Raw genomic sequence first — 16,047 nt, 5'->3', positions numbered from 1 at the left:
AACATATGAAGCTTTAAAGTCCTCAAGCTACAACTTTACGAGCTCTCCCGTGTTGGTATCGACCACATCCATTCCTCTCAACATATCCAGCCTTTCATCACCGGTAATATAGGTTAGATTAAACTCCTCGTCCCGGCTTTCCCTAAACCTTGACTGCACATACCCTTCTTGAGGTAGCAGTTCCCTAATACCTGGGATTAATTTATCTTTTCTGACAAAGTAGGCGTTATTTCCTGCAGAGTTGCAGCCGACAAAAGCATAACCCTTGTTGTTAGATAACTCACATAGCGCTTTCAATGATGCACCGAAGTATAGATTACTGTAATGGCTATCAGTCCGCTGAAAATCTGCGTTGTAGGGAATTGTAACCGCCCTCTCAGCCCCGAAAACACTATTGTACTCGAGTATTAGAATTTCCGGTGATACCACCTCTAAAGATTTCCACACCCAATAATCATTTCCATCTATATCGATATGTAGCAACCCGATGTCCCCAGCCAACCCAAAGTCCGACATCAGAGTATTAATGTTTTCTCTTGTCACAAACGCAGCTCGCGTATGAAGTTCGTATTTCCAGTAGTACTCAGACTCTCTAATTAGGTTAATATTATCATCTGAACCATCAATAATATAACCGACCCAATTGTTATTCATAAGCAAGAATCTAGTGTTCGATTCTCTATAATCCTCGACCCCAAACTCCACGAAATTTTTTTGGGTCAAATCCAGCTTACTAATCAACCACTGGATAATGCCGTCATCACCAAACTGGGAAAAAATCTGAAATTCCACATCCTCAAAGGACCTAATCTTTTCAAGCCGAACTACCTTATCAGTCAGGAGTTTTCCTATAGCCAGCTTTTGAGCTTCAAGCCCAAGCTTCAATTGGCCTTCCAAGGCTGCCACTCTTTTCTTAAGGATTGACATTTTCTCTTTCTTACGTTTAAACAACCGCACCATCAACCCCAGCTCGATACATCCAGTATAATGTGTCTTCCACACTGTACTCCCACTCCGCCACCACTGATGATTCAAGCAAAGAAGGGTCCCCACAAAGAATATCTATTTCATTTGGCCGCACTAACTTTGAATCGGACTCGACCTGAATTTTGTAGCCCGCCAGCTCATTCATTATGTCAATCAGTCTGCTGATATAAATCGCTCGACCGGAGCAAATATTGGCCGTATGAACGCTGCTACTAGCCTCTAATATGCGAACATAAATGGTGCAAACATCACGGACATCGTTAAACTCCCTAGCAACATTCAAATTGCCAAGTCTTATGACCCTTTTCCTTTTCACATAAGCATCCACTATCTTTGGAACCAGAAACCTACCATCATGACCTACACCTGTATAATTGAATGGCCTCGTCAGCACGATGTCAAAATCTCGCCTAAATGGTTCGATCATATGCTCCATCGAAAGCTTGCTACAACCATAATGACTAACTGGACTAGGGCAAAGATTTTCGTTCAATTTCCCAGAATACTTATTTCCATAGACCGAAGCACTGCTGGCGACCACAATTCTCCTAGCAGGCTTCTCACAGTTTTTGAGGGCTTCAAGTAGATTCAGCGTCCCAATAACATTGACTTCATATATTCGAACTGCGTCGAGATGCGCAGTGTCAGAAATTGCAGCCAAATGCACAACGAAGTCTGGAGCAATTTCGGCCACCTCCTTATTTACCGCAGATGCATCAGCCAAGTCACACTTCAACCCCCGAACAAGGTAGCCAAAGGCTTTCAACTTCTCGACCAACCAAAGCCCAGTGAAGCCCTGATCGCCGGTTACCAACACCTTAGAAGGAGATGCCATTACGATTCCTACTCAGATCAGCTTCAACCATCATTGCACACATATCTTCGAGCGACACCTTCGCCTCCCATTTAAGCTCCCTCTTAGCTTTCTCGGGACATCCAATAAGCAGCTCAACCTCGGCAGGGCGAAAGAACTTGGGATTGACACGCACTAAAACCCTCCCACTTTCACGGTCACGCGCCACCTCATTTTCTCCTTCCCCTTCGAAATCCAAATGTATATCTACACTTGAGAAAGCTAACCGGACAAAGTCCCTTACAGACTCAGTTCGACCTGTTGCAAGAACATATGTTTCAGGGGTTGGCTGCTGTAAAATTCGGTACATACCCTCTACGTAGTCACCCGCAAACCCCCAATCCCTTCTGGCATCCATGTTGCCCAATTCCAAACATTCCAACTGGCCAAGTTTTATTTTTGCCACAGAGTCAGTAATCTTGCGCGTAACAAACTCCAGCCCTCTCAAAGGAGATTCATGGTTAAACAGTATCCCGCTTGACGCGAACAAACTGTAAGATTCCCTGTAGTTAACAGTCATCCAGTGTGCATACAGTTTTGCAACCCCATAAGGGCTTCTCGGGTAAAACGGAGTGCTCTCCGATTGGGGGACCTCCTGAACCAAGCCAAACATCTCTGAAGTTGAAGCCTGATAAAACTTTATACCCCTATCAACAATTCGTATAGCTTCAAGTAGATTTAAAGCCCCAATCCCAGTAACTTCGGATGTGAGCACTGGTTGATCAAATGAAACCGCCACAAAGCTTTGCGCCGCAAGGTTATAAATTTCATCTGGCTTGACTTCAGCAACCAGCCGAATACAGGTCGTCGCATCCAACAAATCAAACTCAACTAGATCAAGCATCGGATGGCCAAGAACACCTAACTCTCTAAGCCGCCAAAAATTAACAGACGCGACTCTACGATACGTCCCATATACTTTATAGCCACTTTCCAGTAGCAACTTGGCTAAATATGCTCCATCCTGCCCAGTCACACCAGTAATAATCGCCTTCTTCATCAGATCTCCACGCCTCTCACAGGCTTCAAATTAGAAAAGTATATAGATAACTAAAAATAGTTGGATGCGGATGCTTGCACTGCCGCCTTTGTCTCACGGTAAACTTTGTCCCAGGTGAAAAGCTTTGCGCGATCGAAACCGAGTTGCTCCATACGCTCTCTAAACTCTCCGTCATTTATTGCGCTTAGCAATAGTTCTGCAATTTCAGAAACAGATTCTGGATTTACCGTTGGATAGTCAGGCCCGACTATTTCAGGAATTGACGATACATTTGAAGTGACGCAGAAGCGGCCACATCCCATCGATTCTAAAACAGGTATGCCAAATCCCTCATATAGGGAAGGATATGCTGTAAGAATACTTCCGCTATACAACACAGGCAGATCCTCATCATCAACATAACCCGTGAAAATCACAGTCTTATCCACTTGATCATGATTAGCCAGACGATCAAGATAGTCTTTCCCCCATCCTTTACCACCAGCAATGACTAATTTAGGATTTCTCATATTCACGCTAGACTTAATTTTGGTCCAAGCTTCAACCAAACGAAGCTGGTTCTTTCTTGGCTCAACAGTGCTTACTGAGAACACATAATCAGCGTCAATTGGTATGCCGTACTTTTTCTTAACTTTCTGGATCTTGGCTGCATCCACCTCCGGCACAAAATGCTCACTTGCTGCTAATGGTATTGATACAATCTTCCCCGGATCTAGATCTGGCCTCAACTTAACTAAATCTGCCCGGGTTGAATCTGAAATAGTCACTATCAGATCGACCCTGTTCAAATTCTCGTACACACGATCAAAAACAGAAGTATCATCAAAGTATGTTCTGAATAAAACCGGAATCAGATCATAAACAACCTGAACCTTGAACGCGGGAGACTTGAGAGCAAAAAAACCATCCGACAACGCATTATGAGGGGAAAACACGATTGGGTTTCTACCAGACAAGTGAAAACTAGCGCCCAGCCTATTCAATCTTCTATTTTCAGCACTCGACCTAAGCCTATAGTACTCCCGCTTGAGTTTATTTTTGATACTAGGGTCTTGCTTGTAACTCTCTCGCGCTCCATCATAGAGGTCTCGTGCAGCACGACCCACACACATTCCATTCCCCAACACATATGACTCGTAAAGGCTTACACGTCCATCAAACACTTCTGAAAACGCCTTAACGAACTTCTTTTTAGTAAGCCCCGAACCAGAAAGAAAATGACAATCAACTTCAGGGTCAGCCAAAAACCTGACCGCCATTTCGTGAGAATAACGATATATTCCGGCCTTCTTTCCTCGAAATATGTCCGCATCGAAGTAAAAATTCATTAGAAAACACCCAAATTATTTCATTCGCGAACCGAAAGATCTTGATAAGCCAATCTGGATGGCAGCTTTAGTTCTTTCATACGTCTTATCCCAATCGAATTTTTCAGCTCTCATAAGGCCCTTTTGCTCCATACGACGCCTAAATTCACCATCATTAACACCTTTGCTTATTAGATCGCTTATCTCTTTGACGGATTCGGGGTTGACTAAAGGGTAATCATCGCCAGTAATTTCGGGGATTGAAGAGACATTAGACGTAACACAGAATTTTCCACAGCTAATCGACTCAAGAACCGGCAAACCAAAACCTTCATACAGTGATGGGTAGGCGGTCAGCACGCTGCCACTATACAAAGCTGGTAAATCCTCGTCCTCAACAAAACCTGTAAATAGTACCGACTTGTTAATCTCATCACACCTATCGAGGCTTTCCAAGTACCCGTCCCCCCACCCCCTTGAACCCGCTATAACCAATTTCGGGTCTTTGATACTCAGAGTATGTACAATATCGGACCAAGCCTCTATGAGCCTAAGTTGATTCTTCCTTGGCTCGAGCGTGCTGACTGCAAAAATATAATCAGATCCTGCCGGAATTCCATACTTCTCTCTCACCGCGCTTATTTTATTCAAATCAGTAACAGGCGCGAAGTGATTGCTTGCGGCCAAAGGGATTGCGATTACTTTTTCCTGAGTTAAGTCAGGCCTCATTCTCAGCAAATCTCTTCGAGTAGACTCCGAGTCTGTGACCACCATATCAAGCTGACCCAACACTTGATACGCCTCATCAAATGTCCGAGTGCGACCACAAAAATCTCTGTGCAATACCGGTATCAAATCATGAACGACCTGAACCTTAAATACGGGATCTGGCGAACTGAAATACTCTGGCGCCAAGGCCCTTAGAGGTGAGAAAACAACGGGCTGCTTACCGCCAAACAAAAAATGAGCGCCTGACCGCACTAGTTTACTATTTTCGCTCTCATATTTTAGTCGACGATACTCTCTATCCATTTTCCTCACGAACGAAGGCTCTGCTTCATAACGAGCTTTAGCCATTCTAAAAGCAAGCCTTGCTCTACGCTCTATTCTCTCACCATTTTTTGAGCAGTACATTTCGTAAAGGCATGCACGCTCACCGAACAAATCGTTCAACACCTCTGAAAACGCTTCTCCGCCAAGAGCCGAACTGGAGACGAACCTACAGTTAACATCCGGATCACTATAAAAGCGCGCCGCGATTTCCTTGGAATAACGATAGATCCCCGCTTTTCTTCCCAAAAAAATATCAGCATCAAAGTAAAAATCCATTCACACTCCACATATGGACCGCGCCAAAAAGAGCAGCGCATTATTCACAGGCCAAACACTCCAAAGTAAAGTTGACCATTCCAAACCGAAAATCACCATACATTTACACAACCAAATAAAGAACAATATCAATTCAGAATCCGAAACTGGAGAGCCCATTATTTATACTCAGATTTATACAACCCCGAATAGTACCCCCCCATTTGTATTAGCTGGTCATGCGTCCCACTTTCGACTATTTTCCCCGCATCCATCACAATCAGCCTATCGGCGCGCTTTATGGTTGAAAGCCTGTGCGCAATCACCAAAGTGGTTCTTGTGCTAGCCAACTCCTCTATCGCCTGCGTAACGATGGTTTCAGACTCGTTGTCCAGGGCAGATGTGGCCTCATCCAAGATCAAAATAGGCGCATTCTTTAGAAACGCTCTGGCAATTGAGATTCTTTGCCTTTGGCCACCGGATAGCTTCAAACCATTATCACCAACAAGGGTGTGCATCCCCTCTGGCAACTGATCAACGAACTCTAGAGCATGCGCTCTCCTAAGCGCCTGCAAAACAAGCTCATCGCTGACACTTTGGTCACCATAGGCAACATTGTTCCGAATACTGTCATGAAACAATGCTATGTTTTGACTGACAATCGCAATGTGCGATCTAAGGTTTTTCAACTTAAATTGGTTAATATCGTGATCATCTATATAGATCTTGCCATCAGGTACCTCATAAGCACGTGACAATAGAGATACTATTGTACTTTTCCCTCCTCCTGAACGCCCGACTAGCGCCACCATTTCTCCGGGAGCCACGCCAAATGTTATCCCTTTCAACACAGAGTTTTCACTCCCCGGATAGCTGAATGACAGTTCATTTACCCGAATAGCACCCTCAACCGTGTCAAGTTCCAATGGACCGTCGTCTTTCTCGGCTTCTTCGTCCAGTAGGGAAAAAATGATCTCTGCGCCGATGATTCCTCGCTGAATCATCATGCCAACTCCACTCAACTGCCTGAGTGGCTTTGGGATGAGAGCGATTGCAGTCAAATAACCTACAAGCTCACCTGTAGTTCCCGACTCCAAAACAGCGGGACTCAACAACAAAACGATTATTACCGCCATGGCAATTGAAATCATAAGTTGAGACAGAGGTGAAAATAACGCTGACAGCTTCCGAATCTTCATCTGCATAGAAAATGCCTGGTCAAGAGCCCCGCCGTAGCGAGAAATCTCATAATCCTCTGCTCCAAAACCCCTCACTATCCCATAGTTTCCGATCATCTCCTTCGAAACCTGCATTACTTTAGCCAGGACTTTCTCGTTTTTCCTCGCGATTTTCTTAAATCGTTTCGTCACATACGAGACAATAAAAGCGAGAACAGGAGCAACCAAGAGAAAGACAAGCGACAATTCCCAGTTCAAATAGAACACGTATGCCAACAAAAACAAAACCGTAAATCCTTCTCGAATCACAACTTTGAGAGCAGTAGTAATTGCTGCCTGAATTTGCCCAACTCCACTTCCAAGCCTGTGTAGCAGCTCCCCTTGAGGATTGTCGTCATAAAATTGCGCAGGAAGCAATGTCAACTGGCAAAACAACTGCTTCCTAATATCCCGAATTACGCTAGCTGCAACAAAATCATTGAAGTAAACCCCAATGAATGTTCCCACCCCCCGAATAAAGAATATCCCCACTGCTGCGAGAGGCAACAAGTACCGATCTTCGGTATTCTTGCCTTCAATCGCCCCAATAATCAGCTCCATCATCTTAGCCAATAATGGTTGAGATGCTGCAAACAACAGAAATCCCACAACACTTACTGCAAAGTGCCACAAATAAGGCCTTACGAACCTGAGCAACCGAAAATAGACGCTTAGACTTTCCAACATATAGACCAATATCCCATTAAAAAAGTGCGGCATTCCCAACGACAAAGAAGTTCACGCGCCACTTTATTTAATAACTCTCAACATAGGGTTTTTATGACATACCATTCATGCTACCTACAATCTTCCCCACAAGTCATAAGCATCAAACACTGCTCTTAACTTCTCGTCATTACCCGTAGACTTGCCTTTCATGTTTCCATATTTTAACCCAATTTTCTGCGAGCCCTCTATAAACAGAAACCTCTCTTCCCACTCTCTCTCATCAGGCACAACTTGAGACAAGGTGCCTTTTTTTAGACTCATTGCTTTCAACCAAACATCGTCCGCCTTAGGAGCAAGCTCTAAAAACGCATCCTTATTTAGAACTTCCTCATCAAAACAACCAGGAAAATACAGAACCCCACCAACCCCCGTCGGAAAAACACATTCTCCCAAGCTTGTACCTGCAACACAAAATTCCCACTCATTGTAAGGATGCAACCCTCCCGCCTTATTAACCTTCATCATATGAGCTCTATGGCAATGAATAACTTCGGGTGACTTCATATAGGCTCGATATAACTGATCAATCATATCGGGGGGATACAAAACATCATCATCAACCGTAAGAATCAATGCATCCGGATATTCTTTTAATGCATAGTAAAATTTAGTGTAGGGACCCAAATCCTTCTCACAGAACCTAACCTCCAACCCTCGACCAATTTGTGAGCGCAAAATCTCGGGTATGTCTCGTGAGCTGAATTCATCCTCAGAAAGCCACAGAACAACCTTGTTCGGCTTCAGTGATTGCTGGAATATACTTTCGATAGCCAAATGGACCTGGTTAATTCTTTTGGAAAAACTGGTCAACGAAACGATCAAGGGAACAGCCCTTTCTGCACAAACCCCTGAAGCAGTACGATTCAGCGCAAAGTCTTGATACATCAAAGAGACAAGCGCCCTACGCAAACGCAGAGATTCCACTTTTTCTGCCTTAGCTTTTCTACGTTTCTTTCTTCTCTCAAAAATTCCCATAAGCAACCCATTAGCGACACAACTTCAAAAAAAGTGCTTTTCGAACACAAATCCTAAACCTATCGTTCGCTCAGCACATTCTATCCCCACCAATTGTTCAGCTATCCACGGTTCTATAGCTATCAATACTGCGCCCAAACAACCCAGCTATCTGGCCTACTGACTTGCTCAACTTTAACCATGCTTGGTTCCTATTTAACTTTCTTCCTAGGATCGCACACACGACCAGTTTCAAAAGTGCTAAGATAATTTTCAGTAGACTACTCAGCAAAATTCGCAGGTTATTTGCGCCCATCTTTTTCTTGCGCCACGCATCTGTAATCCCCGCCCTATACTTTCTTTTAGCCAACCATCGTAAAGAGGTTCTACTCTGAGGTATATGTTCATGCACTACAGCCTCTGCGCACTGATATATCTCGATTCCTCTTGAAACCGCTTCTACAAAGTACTTGGTGTCCGTCCCCCCGGCTAAAGGATAAGTTTCATCAAACTTCAGCCCCAAATCTCGGTATACGATCGCCGGGATCAAAACGTTATCTGTAGCACAAGCGCTCAGCTTCAGCCCCGTAGGTCGAGCCTTCTTTCCAAATAGCCCTGAAATTTCTGGTGGGAGACCCACAGGAAGCTCGGAAATAACCCTCCCGTGAACAACAACGCCCCCTCCCAGCGAACGGCTGTAATCAAGAAGACTGACAAGCCAGTCACGCTCAACCCATTCATCATCATCGATGAAAATCAGATAGTCGCTACCCATTCTCAAAGTTTCAACAATGGCGCTGTTTCGGGCACAAGGGATTCCTCTCTTGGGCTCAATTTTGTAATGTAGAGCGAGCGGAAACTTAGAGAACAATCTTTCAACTGTTGACTTAGCGGAGCCGTTGACATCATTATCAACCACTGTGACTGTAACAGTGGTATTTTCGGGCAAGCGCATCTCGGTTAAGCTATTTAAACACTGCGCTAACAAAGCGACACGCTGGAATGTGCAAACACAAATATTGATATCCGACATGCTATCTAATAATCCAAGGCTGAAAAAGGCGGAAGGATTCTACATCACAGGACCCTACAATAGAAATTCTCATGGTTTTGATACATACAAAATAGATTTTCGTTATTAATACGCTTAATCAACTAGCAAGCTACTTAAAATCACTAATTTCAGCTTACAATTAAGACCTTTGCTTAGGCCACTCAATTGTAGAAAAGGTATTTGACCAAATGAAAATCACCGTATTCGGAACCGGTTATGTAGGACTTGTTACCGGTGCATGTTTGGCAGATGTGGGCCACGAAGTGGTCTGTGTTGATATTGACCCAGCCAAAATAGACAAGCTAAAACAAGGTGTTATTCCGATCTATGAGCCCGGGATCGAAGACGTGGTCAAGCGATGCGTGGCAGAGGGCACCCTCAATTTCACCACTTCCGCCGAAGAAGGCGTTGCTCACGGCGTGCTGCAGTTCATCGCGGTGGGCACGCCACCGGACGAAGATGGCGCGGCGGATCTGCAATACGTGGTCGCAGTGGCGCGGACCATCGGTCAGCACATGTCAGATTACAAGGTGGTGATCGACAAATCCACGGTCCCCGTGGGCACAGCCGAGAAGGTACAGGCGGCCATTGCCCAGGAACTGGAGAAGCGGGGCACTCAGCTGGATTTTGATGTCTGCTCCAATCCGGAATTCCTCAAGGAAGGCAGCGCCCTGGAAGACTTCACCAAAGGCGCCCGCATCATCGTCGGCACCGATTCAGATCAGGTTCGCGACCTGATGCGTGAGTGCTACTCCCCCTACATGCGGAATCATGACAAATTGATGTTCATGGACGTACGGGCAGCAGAATTCACCAAGTACGCTGCCAATGCCATGCTGGCCACCAAGATCAGCTTTATGAACGAGATGTCCCAGTTGGCGGAACGCCTGGGTGTGGATATCGAGCATGTGCGGGAAGGCATCGGCTCAGATCCCCGCATCGGTTATCACTTTATCTATCCCGGCGCCGGCTACGGCGGCTCCTGTTTCCCCAAGGATGTGCAGGCCCTGGCACGCACCGCGAAAACCATCGGCTACCATCCCGAATTGCTGCTGGCGGTGGAAAACGTCAATCTGCGGCAAAAGGAAACCCTGTTCGCCAAGATCAACAAGGCATTCGACGGTGACCTGGCCGGCAAAACCATTGCCGTCTGGGGCCTGTCCTTCAAACCCAACACCGATGACATGCGGGAGGCCCCCAGTCGTACGCTGATGGAATCCCTGTGGGCCGCCGGCGCCAAGGTGAAAGCCTATGACCCTGAGGCCATGGAAGAATGCCAGCGCATTTACGGCAATCGTGAAGACCTGATGTTCTGCGGCACCCGTAATGAAGCCGTGAAAGGCGCTGACGCTCTGGTCATCTGCACCGAGTGGAAAGCCTTCCGTACGGTGGACTTCAAGTGGCTCAAGGAACAACTCAACTTCAGCATCATTGTGGATGGTCGAAATTTGTACAATCCCGATGACGCCAAGGCCGCCGGATTCCTGTACTACGCGGTTGCGCGTGGAGATTCCATCGCCTCTCCCGTGCAGTGAACACCCCCTCCAGATTGACCATCGTCCAGGTTCTACCCGCCCTCAACTCCGGCGGCGTAGAACGGGGCACGGTGGAATTTGCCCGCGAGATCGCCGCCCTGGGTCACCGCTCCATTGTGATCTCCAGTGGTGGTGGCATGGTGCAACAACTGATCGCCGGTGGTACTGAGCACATCCAGATGCCGGTGCACCGCAAATCCCTGGCCTCGCTGCTGCAGGTTCGCCCCATGCGCCGGCTGCTGGCGGAGCTGAAGCCGGATATTGTCCATGTGCGCTCCCGGGTTCCCGCCTGGATCGTGTGGCTGGCCTGGCGCCGGATGCCACAAGCGACCCGTCCCGGGCTGGTCAGTACCTTCCATGGCATGTACTCCGTCACGCCCTACAGCGCCATCATGGCGAGGGGGGAGAAACTCATCGCCATTTCCGATTGCGTACACCGTTATATCCTGGACAACTACCCCGTGGACCCGGCCAAAATCACCCGTATCTATCGGGGGCTGGACCCGTCTGCGTTCAATACCGATGCCTGCACAGTGCAATGGCGAACCCAACTCTACAGCGAATACCCTCAGCTGGAAGGCAAACGCATCATCCTGATGCCGGGCAGGCTGTCCCGCTGGAAGGGGCAGGAAGCGTTTCTGGCGATGATGGCACAGTTGATCCGACTGGAGCCAGAGGCCCACGGCGTGGTGGTGGGGGCCGCCGAGCCCAACAAAGAACACTATCTTGACGAGCTGCTCAAGCAACGGGATGACCTGGGGCTGACCGAACACATTACCTTCGTGGGGCACCGTGCGGACATCCAAGCGTTTTATGGTCTGGCGGCGGTGACCTGCCATATGTCCAACAAGGCCGAGCCCTTCGGTCGCACCGTGCCGGAAGCCCTGGCCTGCGGCTGTCCGGTGGTGGCCTACGACCGGGGCGGCGCCAGTGAATCCCTGAACGCCGGTTTCCCACGGGGCCTGGTGCCCGCCGACGACATTGCCGCCTTCAGCCAACGGGTCAGTGAGCTGCTGCACGAACAGCACAGCATCAGCCTGCCTGCAGCCTTCTATCTGGAGCAGCAGGTACAGGGCACCCTCGGCGTGTACTACCGGCTGCTGGAGGAAAAGGCCCACCACCCTTAGCCAGCCTCAAGCCAGGTCAACCAAGGGTTATCCCCTGCCCGCAGCACTGTTATAATCCCGCACACTTTATCCCACTGCCCTTAGCTCCGAGGAACCCCGTTATGCCGCAACCCAAAAGGGTATTGCACATCGCTTACCAGCAATTGCGCCGCTACGGCAAAACCCGGGTAAGCTGGGCACAGAAACTGACCTTTGGGCTGATCAAGAATGACCACTACACCCAGGGCTTCAGTGACCGCGATGTGGCCGCCTTTGAAGCCCCCTTCGGGATTCGCGACCTGGGGGTAAAAAGCGCCAATAAACGCCTGCTGGAAACGGTGGAGGCCTTCGAACCGGACCTGGTGATCGCCGGCCACTGCGATATGATCAGCAATGACACGCTGACGACCATCAAACGTCGCTTGCCCGCATGCGGCGTCATTCACTGCAACAACGATCCTCTGTTCGTGCCCAGCAACGTGGAGCGCATCAAGCATCGGGCCAGCGTGGTGGACGCCATTTTTGTGTCCACCGGCCGCCGCGAATTGAAAATCTTTGAAGGCATCGGGGCCCGCGTCTACCACATGCCCAATCCGGTGGATGCCGCCATCGAGACGCTGGATAATTCCCAGCGCACGGATCTGCCCATTGATTTACTGTTCTGCAGCAACAGCAACGACTTCACCCAGCGCCTGGAGATGATCAAGCGCTTTAAAGAAGCGCTGGCGGATGAAATGAACTTCAAAACCTTTGGCAGTTTTGGGGAAGCGCCGGTGTGGGGGCGGGACTACGACCGGGCACTGGCCAACACCAAAATGGGCCTGAACCTGAATCGTCAGGAAGGGGATTACTGGTATTCCTCCGCCCGCATGGCGCAATTGGCCGGCAACGGCATTCTACAGTTCACCAGCGCCAAACCTCGCTTCGATGAATTGCTCCCCCCCGAAAGCGCGGTGTATTTCAATGACGAGGATGACCTGCTGCGCAAGATCCGCGAGTTTCATCATGACGATGCCAAGCGCCAGGCCTGGGCTGCCTGCGCCAGACACTTCTTCCACACCGAAATGAATTCCAGGTTATACGCGCAGTACATTCTGGAGGCCGCCCTGCAGATCCCGTTCAGTCATGATTACGTCTGGGCCCACGACATTAACCTGGATGGCTCCATGAAATGACGTTGCCACTAAGCACCTGCCAACCCTTTGCCAAGGGCGGTAACCGCTTGTGCTTTGTACATCCGGAGGATCCTGCTCGCTGTATCAAAGTGCGGCGACCGGATTTCACCCTGGAGGATTTGCGCCGCGCCAAAGGCTTTCCGAAAAACCTGCGGCCGCTGGCCAGTTTCGACGACAATCAGGAGGAGCATCGGGTTATGCAGGCGCTGCACCGGCGCTATGGAGAGGTACTGTACCAGCACGTCAGCCACTGTTATGGTTTTGTGGACACCGACCTTGGACCGGGCCTGGTGTCAGAGCTGGTGCGCAATGATAATGGCAGGATTGCCTACTCGTTAAAACAGCAGCTGGCCGAGACCGGGTTGAGCGATGACCTCAACACCGCGATTGATACCTTCTGTGCGTTTTGGGAATGGCATTGCATTCCATCCCGACAACTGCTCACCCATAATGTGGTGGTACAGTGTGACGCAAATGACCGGGCCTCGCGACTGGTGATGATCGACGGCTTGGGCGACTCCACCCTGATTCCCGGGCATTGGTTACCCCTTTCGTGGCAACGCAAGCGTTACCGGCAGAAAACCCGTCAATTTCACCAGCGGATCGACACCTTCCTCACCGAGTTGAAAGCCGGCAAACAGCCGAGCGAGGTGGGAAAGCTGATCCACGACGGATCACAGCAATAACGGCAACACACAGAAATGACCAGGGCTAACGGATAAACCATGCGCTTAATGCAAATCTTACTATCTCAGGCGGAAGCCGGCGCTGAGACCTATTTTGAAAAGGTGGCGGCCGCGTTCGCCCAGCAGGACGGCATCGAACAGCACCTGGTGATTGAAGCGCTGCCCAGCCGTGAAGCCCGCCTGAACAGCGCCGGGGTACAATACACCGCGGTGCCCATGGGCCTCATCAGCCGCCCACTGCTGTACGATTTCACACTGCACAAAGCTGTGCGGGAATTCAAACCGGACCTGATCGTCACCTGGGTCAATCGCGCCTCAAAAAAATGCCCCCCCACATCGGCGGTGGTGGTGGGTCGACTGGGGGGATACTACGACATCAACAACTACCGGAAATGCCAGCACCTGATCGTGAACACCCCCGACCTGGTGCGCCATGTCACGGATAACGGCTGGTCTGCCGATCACGTTTCCATGATTTCCAATTTCGGCGAGTTGCCGGACTCCCTGCAGATCCCGCAGCCGTTACCGGACATTCCCGCTGACCACACTGTACTGCTGGCACTGGGCCGCCTGCATAAAAAGAAAGCCCATGACATCCTGATCAAGGCCATGCCGAAGATTGCAAACGCCACACTCTTGATCGCCGGTGATGGGGAGCTTCAGGAGCCTTTGCAGACCCTGGCCAACGAGCTGAACGTCGCCGACCGGGTCAAGCTGCTGGGGCTGCGCAAAGATGTGTTCAACCTGTTTCAGCGGGCGGACATCTGCGTGTTCCCCTCCCGCTTTGAACCACTGGGCAATGTGGTGCTGGAGGCCTGGGCCACCGCCACGCCCCTGGTGGCCGCCGCCAGCCAGGGCCCCTCCTGGTTGGTGCAGCACGAAGAAAACGGCCTGCTGTTCGCCGTGGACGATGTGGACGCCTGCGCTGAACAGGTCAACCGCATCATTCAGGACCCGGAACTGGCCCAGCGGCTGGTGCAGGGAGGGCGCAGGAAATTCGAGGCGGAATTTTCCATGGATGTCATCATCGGTCAATACCGCGCCCTGTTCGAACAACTCATAAACGAGAAACTGAAAGGCGAGCGACAGCATGGCAACTGATCCCATCCGCGTGGCCCAAGTACTGGCCGGCGCTGAACAGGGTGGCGCAGAGAATTTTTTTGTGCGCCTGGTGAGCGGGCTGAACGAACGCAGCGAGCTGCAGGAGAAGGCCTTTATCCGCGGCCATGCCCATCGCCTGGACGCGCTGCGCAGCAACGGGGTGGAAGCGGAAGGATTTCGTTTCGGTGGCAAGCTCGACCTGCTGGGCAAGTGGCAATACGTGCGCGCGCTACAGGCGTTCGAGCCGGAGATTGTGATGACCTGGATGAGCCGGGCCAGCAGCACCACCCCCGCCTCCCCCAAATACGTGCTGGTGAATCGGCTCGGGCATTACTACAAACTGAAATACTACGCTCACGCCGACTATTGGGTGGGCATCAGTCGCGGCATCTGCCAGCATATGGTGGATGGTGGTTTTCCCAAAGATCGGGTGGTGTACATTCCCAACTTTGCCGATGAAACGCCGGTCACCCCGCTGCCTCGGGACAGTTTCAACACCCCGCCGGATCGCCCCCTGATTCTGGCCGCCGGGCGCCTGCATGAGAACAAAGGGTTTGATGTGCTGCTGCACAGCCTGGTGCAGTTGCCAGACACCACCCTTTGGCTGGCGGGCTCCGGTCCGGAAGAAGCCGCCCTCAAAAAGCTGTGTGCACAGCTGGGCCTGCAGGAGCGGGTACGGTTCCTGGGTTGGCGCAACGACGTCACCACCTTAATGGCCAGCGTGGATCTGTTTGTATGCCCGTCCCGGCACGAAGGCTTGGGCTCCATCGTCATGGAATCCTGGGCCCACCGCTGCCCCATCATCGCCACCAACTCCCAGGGCCCCGGCGAAGCCATCAGCGATGGCATCAGTGGCCTGCTCACCCCCATCGACGATGCCGATGCCCTGGCCAAAGCCATACAACGGGTGCTGGCCAGCCCGGATTTGAAACACACCTTGATTGAAGGTGGCAGTCGGGTCTATGCCGAGGGGTATTGCAAAGCACACATAGTGCAGGAGTACGTGGAGCTATACGCCCGCATCCGGCGCTGAAT

14 protein-coding genes are annotated in these 16,047 nt (G+C 50.1%); 6 read left to right on the top strand and 8 right to left on the bottom strand.

Features of this window, described 5'->3' with window-relative positions:
* Nucleotides 1-27: 27 nt before the first annotated feature.
* The 8 genes from D9N14_RS03345 to D9N14_RS03310 all read right to left on the bottom strand — a co-directional run bounded on the left by D9N14_RS03345 (nt 28) and on the right by D9N14_RS03310 (nt 9,388).
* Nucleotides 28-927, bottom strand: a complete 900-nt coding sequence (locus D9N14_RS03345) for a hypothetical protein (RefSeq protein WP_290576896.1) — start codon at nt 925-927, stop codon at nt 28-30.
* Nucleotides 928-943: 16 nt separating this feature from the next.
* Complete coding sequence (locus D9N14_RS03340) at nt 944-1,822, bottom strand: GDP-mannose 4,6-dehydratase (protein WP_290576891.1); 879 nt, start codon at nt 1,820-1,822, stop codon at nt 944-946.
* Complete coding sequence (gmd, locus tag D9N14_RS03335) at nt 1,806-2,840, bottom strand: GDP-mannose 4,6-dehydratase (RefSeq protein WP_290576889.1); 1,035 nt, start codon at nt 2,838-2,840, stop codon at nt 1,806-1,808. Before gmd ends, D9N14_RS03340 begins: the two co-directional genes overlap by 17 nt.
* Before the next feature lie 50 nt (nt 2,841-2,890).
* Entirely contained in the window at nt 2,891-4,168 is a 1,278-nt protein-coding gene (locus D9N14_RS03330; protein ID WP_290576887.1) for a glycosyltransferase family 4 protein, read from the bottom strand.
* Between the two features lie 15 nt (nt 4,169-4,183).
* Entirely contained in the window at nt 4,184-5,476 is a 1,293-nt protein-coding gene (locus D9N14_RS03325) for a glycosyltransferase family 4 protein (protein WP_290576885.1), read from the bottom strand.
* Between the two features lie 158 nt (nt 5,477-5,634).
* Nucleotides 5,635-7,359: a lipid A export permease/ATP-binding protein MsbA gene (gene msbA / locus D9N14_RS03320; RefSeq protein WP_290576883.1), complete on the bottom strand. Its 1,725-nt coding sequence runs from the start codon at nt 7,357-7,359 to the stop codon at nt 5,635-5,637.
* 114 nt (nt 7,360-7,473) lie between these two features.
* Nucleotides 7,474-8,376 carry a glycosyltransferase family 2 protein gene (locus D9N14_RS03315; RefSeq protein ID WP_290576881.1) on the bottom strand — a complete coding sequence of 301 codons (903 nt, stop codon included), beginning with the start codon at nt 8,374-8,376 and terminating at the stop codon, nt 7,474-7,476.
* 97 nt (nt 8,377-8,473) lie between these two features.
* Nucleotides 8,474-9,388, bottom strand: a complete 915-nt coding sequence (locus D9N14_RS03310) for a glycosyltransferase family 2 protein (protein ID WP_290576880.1) — start codon at nt 9,386-9,388, stop codon at nt 8,474-8,476.
* 209 nt (nt 9,389-9,597) lie between these two features.
* On the opposite strand from D9N14_RS03310, the gene D9N14_RS03305 reads away from it, so the two are divergent.
* The 6 genes from D9N14_RS03305 (at nt 9,598) to D9N14_RS03280 (ending at nt 16,045) form a co-directional block, all read left to right on the top strand.
* The gene (locus tag D9N14_RS03305) at nt 9,598-10,944 is read left to right on the top strand and encodes a UDP-glucose dehydrogenase family protein (RefSeq protein ID WP_290576878.1); all 1,347 of its coding nucleotides are present in this window, start codon (nt 9,598-9,600) and stop codon (nt 10,942-10,944) included.
* Nucleotides 10,945-10,958: 14 nt separating this feature from the next.
* Nucleotides 10,959-12,071: a glycosyltransferase family 4 protein gene (locus D9N14_RS03300; RefSeq protein ID WP_290576876.1), complete on the top strand. Its 1,113-nt coding sequence runs from the start codon at nt 10,959-10,961 to the stop codon at nt 12,069-12,071.
* Nucleotides 12,072-12,172: 101 nt separating this feature from the next.
* Nucleotides 12,173-13,225 (top strand): glycosyltransferase, encoded by a 1,053-nt coding sequence (locus D9N14_RS03295; protein WP_290576874.1) that lies wholly within the window; start codon nt 12,173-12,175, stop codon nt 13,223-13,225.
* On the top strand, nt 13,222-13,911 hold the full coding sequence (locus D9N14_RS03290; RefSeq protein ID WP_290576872.1) for a YrbL family protein: 690 nt from the start codon (nt 13,222-13,224) through the stop codon (nt 13,909-13,911). Before D9N14_RS03295 ends, D9N14_RS03290 begins: the two co-directional genes overlap by 4 nt.
* Nucleotides 13,912-13,950: 39 nt before the next feature.
* Nucleotides 13,951-15,012, top strand: coding sequence for a glycosyltransferase (locus tag D9N14_RS03285; protein ID WP_290576870.1), 1,062 nt, complete (start codon nt 13,951-13,953; stop codon nt 15,010-15,012).
* Nucleotides 15,002-16,045: a glycosyltransferase gene (locus D9N14_RS03280; RefSeq protein ID WP_290576868.1), complete on the top strand. Its 1,044-nt coding sequence runs from the start codon at nt 15,002-15,004 to the stop codon at nt 16,043-16,045. Before D9N14_RS03285 ends, D9N14_RS03280 begins: the two co-directional genes overlap by 11 nt.
* Nucleotides 16,046-16,047 lie beyond the last annotated feature (2 nt).

It is taken from the genome of Ketobacter sp., assembly GCF_003671495.1.
Classification (GTDB): Bacteria; Pseudomonadota; Gammaproteobacteria; order Pseudomonadales; family Ketobacteraceae; genus Ketobacter.
This window is presented reverse-complemented; position numbering and strand designations above follow the sequence as displayed.